The sequence below is a fragment of the Paracoccus beibuensis genome, from assembly GCF_026162625.1.
Classification (GTDB): Bacteria; Pseudomonadota; Alphaproteobacteria; order Rhodobacterales; family Rhodobacteraceae; genus Paracoccus; species Paracoccus beibuensis.
Genome location: NZ_JAOTBD010000082.1, coordinates 1 through 2,426, shown reverse-complemented (window position 1 = coordinate 2,426; position 2,426 = coordinate 1). Strand labels below are relative to the sequence as shown.

The 2,426-nt window shown below is 59.9% G+C and carries 2 protein-coding genes; one reads left to right on the top strand and one right to left on the bottom strand.

All coding sequences use genetic code 11. The features are described from left to right. The first annotated feature begins 14 nt into the window (after window positions 1–14). Entirely contained in the window at window positions 15–176 is a 162-nt protein-coding gene (locus OC159_RS19815) for an isocitrate/isopropylmalate family dehydrogenase (RefSeq protein WP_265502949.1), read from the top strand. Window positions 177–1,874: 1,698 nt separating this feature from the next. Here OC159_RS19815 and OC159_RS19810 read toward each other — a convergent pair. After that, window positions 1,875–2,180 carry a hypothetical protein gene (locus OC159_RS19810; RefSeq protein WP_265502948.1) on the bottom strand — a complete coding sequence of 102 codons (306 nt, stop codon included), beginning with the start codon at window positions 2,178–2,180 and terminating at the stop codon, window positions 1,875–1,877. Between the last annotated feature and the right edge of the window lie 246 nt (window positions 2,181–2,426).

The following is a 2,426-nucleotide window of genomic DNA, read 5'->3' as shown; positions in this document are numbered from 1 at the left end:
GGACGGCGGCGCAGATGCTGGAGCATCTGGGAGAGCAGGCTGCCGCCGATCGGCTGATGCGGGCGGTCGAGAAGGTCTGTGCCGATGGCGTCCTGACACCAGACGTCGGCGGAAGCGCCAACACGCAGCAGGTCACGGATGCCATCTGTGATGCCATCCGCGGCGAGAACATTTGAGGCACGGCACCCGCCGTGCCTATTCTGGCCTTGCTTGAGAAATCAGGCGCGGCAGGTCCTCCTCCGTCGACATGGTTGGTCGAGCGGAAAAAGTCCGGCGAACAAGGCGCGTCGATCCTGCGCATATTTGCCGTGGCGATTGCCGTCGACGTGCGGGCTGGCCGAAGTTCCGGCTTCCGGGCAGCCTGCACCAGTCGCGCCGCTCTTGTAGTGCCAACTGCTGTCCGGCGGTGGTATGGGTCTATATCGTGCGGCGTTGCTTCCCCATTCCGACGGACCTGAAGATCCCCGAGGAGGTGTTGGCCGAAAGCGGGATAGACGACATGTTGTGGGTAATCTTCGTCCACAGCCACCCTGCTGCTTGGGTCGCTGCGCAATTGATCAGCGGCAGTCCTTGGCCGACCGCTGGCAGCCAAGTTCGTGCCGAGCCTGCTGGAGTCTCTCTCGGTATGGGCTGGCTCATGTCCGACTCAGATCTTGTCACGGCGACAGGAAACCTTCAGCGTGACCATTTCCGGTCACATCGGCCATCCCCATGAATCTACTCACAGCGTCGGGAAGATGCCGTAGGCGAAGGTTGCGAAGGATCAGGCAAAGGCCGGTTGAACCGTTATCTGCTCGAACGGCACACCGCAGATATGGCGGCTCTCGGGTAAAGGGACGCGCGCGCATCACCTGATGCGCAACAGCACCATACCCTTGTGCCGCTGTCGGCCCGCCCGCCGAGCCTCTGGGCCTGCGGCGAGGCCGCATCAACCGGCTTTTTCCTTTTCATCGCAGGCCTCGGCGCCACTGAGTTGCTCGGTGCATGCCGCCGCCGGATAACTGAAGCTCCGGACGTGATCGGAACTGCGTCACCGGCGCGGGGGCGGCGGCGCCTGCATTTCTGTCATTACGAGGTCGCGAAATGCAGCACGACGTCGCGCACGTCGTTGGCCCGCCCGTGTGAGGTCGCCTAGAAATTGCGGACCTTGCTCGCCCACCCATGAACCGTGTCGTATGGACAACGGTTGCGAATCATGCCGTCAGAGTTTCTTCAGCAAAAGCCGGAACCGCCCATCCGTGGAGCCGGTCTGCCAGAGGCTGTCGCTTACACCGTCTGCTTGCTCAAGCCAAACTTTGGAAGTTCTACACTGGCCCCATCGTCGACGTTCTGAAGGCACCACCAGAGGTGCGAGGGACGCACGCAGAGGCCGTGAAAATTTGCGCCGTGTCGCGATGGGCTTCAAGCCCAGTTCATAGCGGCTTTTCGCAGCAACCGCTCCGGCGAGTTGCCTCTGGCCCTGATAAATTCACGATCGGAGCAACCGGAGGTTTGATCAGAAAGTTTGCAAGCAACCTGTGCGAAAAGACATGTTCTGTCGGACGCGGTTCCGCGGTACTTAACCTTGTACATTATTAACAAGTTGAACGAGTGTTTCATGTGCCAGAACCAGCACCAAACCGACCTGCGCCCGTATGTCTCGGCGAAGGATCTGACAATGATCCTCTCGGCCATAGGCGCCTATTCCCATAATGCCGAATATCGGGATCTGCGGGATAGGCTGCAGCATCAGGCAGTCATGTGGGGTATCATCAGGCCTTCCTGACGCAGCACGCGACCTGTACGACCGGACGGTGAGACTCTCTCGCAGCGAGAGGGCCAGGTTGTTGACGTGAGGGTGCAAGCAGGCTGGCACCGACGTACTGCCTGGGACCTCAGCCCTTGCTGCCTAGATCATGCCGAAGACTCAGGCCAAACGTGCACCAAGGTGATGTCGATGAAGCCCGAGAGCCTTCCGACGTTTCGTCGAAGCGGGCTGCGACCGGCCGGGCGTTCTTGAGCTTGTTGAAACATCGCTCGACCAGGCTGCGCATGAGATAGTACCCTATCAAATGCGAACGCCTTGTGTGGAGCTTGCGGATCGGGACGACCGGCAGAGCATCGCGCGCCTTGACGCTGTCCGCGTCATGATCGCGATCGGCCAGCAAAACGGACGGTCGAAACAGGTTGGCCGCCATCATCAGCTCGAAACCAACATACTTCTAAGGCTAACCTAGCGTGATCACCGTTCTAGAGCGGGTTGCGTCTAGTCGGTGTCATATCCGGCGGCTTTAAGGAAATTGTAGCGTTTCTCATCGGTGAAGAGTGAGCTACTCCTCGATCCTTGGACAGTTTTCCGGCTGATTTAAGCTACTGCCTGCGCCTGCTGATCGGTTTCGATGGTGTTGAAGTAAACCACGGCAGGCGGCTGCCCGCCATGGGCGGTG